Consider the following 1,646-nt stretch of genomic DNA (forward strand, 5'->3'; position numbering starts at 1 on the left):
GCCGGTGGGTGGAGTCCGGATCGCCGATTTTGAGTGGTCCAGGTCACCCGGGCGGGTCGGGGGTATGGCAAGGGCCCGGCTGTCGCGCCGAGTGGGCGGGTTCCGAGGTCCTGGGTCGTAGGGACAGGGGTTCGGCTCTCAGCCGAACGCGGTGCGTAGTCGGCCCCAGCCGGTGGCGATCGCAGCGGCCCAGGCCCAGGTCTTGTCGATGCGCAGACGGGTCTGCCGGGCTCCGTGGGTGATGCGGGCGGCGACGTGCAGGATGCGGTAGCGGAACGCGGCGATCTCGCACCTGGCCAGGGCGGGGTTGTCGGCGAAGGCGAGGAGCTTGGTCCAGGCGATCAGGTCGGTGGCCATCAGGACGACCTCGAGCCAGGCGGCGTTCTCGTTCCACGCACGGCAGGGCAGGTTCCGCAGCCCGGTGGCCTTGGCCTGGCGGATGCGGTCCTCGACGCGGGCGTGCTGGCGGTGACGCAGTTCCAGGCCGGCGATCTGCCCGGGGACCACGCCCGGGGGTGTGTCGGTCAGGAACGCGGTGATCCGCATGCCGCCTGCGTCGGTGAAGGTCAGCTGCGCGCCGGGGTGGGGGTGTTCCTTGCGCAGGATCAACCGCGAACCTTCCGGCCAGGCCGTCAGGTCGACGTTGTCGGTAACCTCGGCGACCCAGGCTCCCTCACGCAGCCCGTCGGTCTCGATGGCCGGGTGCCAGCACTCCTGGGGGATGAGGTCGACGATGTCCTTGATCCGGAAGTCGACGGGGAAGCCGAAGGAGAACCCGACCCCACGCTGACGGCAGGCGGCGGCGAAGGTGTGGGTGGCGCCGGCGGACTCCGACCGGGCCAGCACCCGCGGGCCATCGGCCTGGCCGGGGCACGGCCGGGCGCGGGCGGGCAGCGCCGCCAGAGCCATCTCCAGCACCTCGACGTGATCGGCGGCGGTGTTCGACCCCGCATTGCCCGCACGCAGCAGCCCGGCCAACGCCTCACCACCGGCGATCTCGGGCCGGTCGAAAAACGCCAGCAGCGGGTGGAACCCGAACGTCTTCTTCCACGTGGCGGCCGCGTTCTCCTTCTCACTGTGCGCGATGGTGATCGTGGCGTCGACGTCGATGGCCAGCTCACCGCCCAGGTCAGGGCCGCCCCCTGCGGCCCACGCCTTCTCCCGTGCCCTCGCGCGGGCGGCGCGCACCGCGGGCAGGTGGGCGGCGTCGACCCGGTCCAGCACCCGCCACGCCGTAGGCATCGAGGCCACCGGGCCAAACACGTCCTCACGGTCGCCCAGGACCTCGATCCCGGTGATCGCGTCCGCGCCGTCAGCGACCGCGACCGCCACATCGCTCAGCACACGCCCCGGAGCGTGGATCCAGGGACCGTCGTAGGTGTCGGCCAGTGCCGCGTTCAGTGCCCCGACCAGGCCACTGTCCTGGGCCAGTTCCCGCAGCATCCCCAGCCCAGCGTGGGACACGACGCCCTGCCCGTCCGCGCTGACCCTCACCCGACGGACCGACCCGTTACGCTTCACCTTGGAAGTGCCCTTCTCGTGCGTGCTCCTGGACCATCAACAAGCCCAGTTTCCCGCACCAGACGGGCACTTCCGTCCATCTACCGCCCCGTGTCGACCCACCCGCGTGAAACGCCGAGGTTAGG

General features: G+C 71.4%; 1 protein-coding gene. It reads right to left on the minus strand.

The window, feature by feature from the left end:
- Positions 1-138 precede the first annotated feature (138 nt).
- The gene (locus ACFP6A_RS14385) at positions 139-1,521 is read right to left on the minus strand and encodes an IS1380 family transposase (protein ID WP_379604670.1); all 1,383 of its coding nucleotides are present in this window, start codon (positions 1,519-1,521) and stop codon (positions 139-141) included.
- Positions 1,522-1,646: the final 125 nt, after the last annotated feature.

This window comes from Quadrisphaera sp. GCM10027208, from assembly GCF_042658805.1.
Lineage (GTDB): Bacteria > Actinomycetota > Actinomycetes > Actinomycetales > SCSIO-59966 > SCSIO-59966.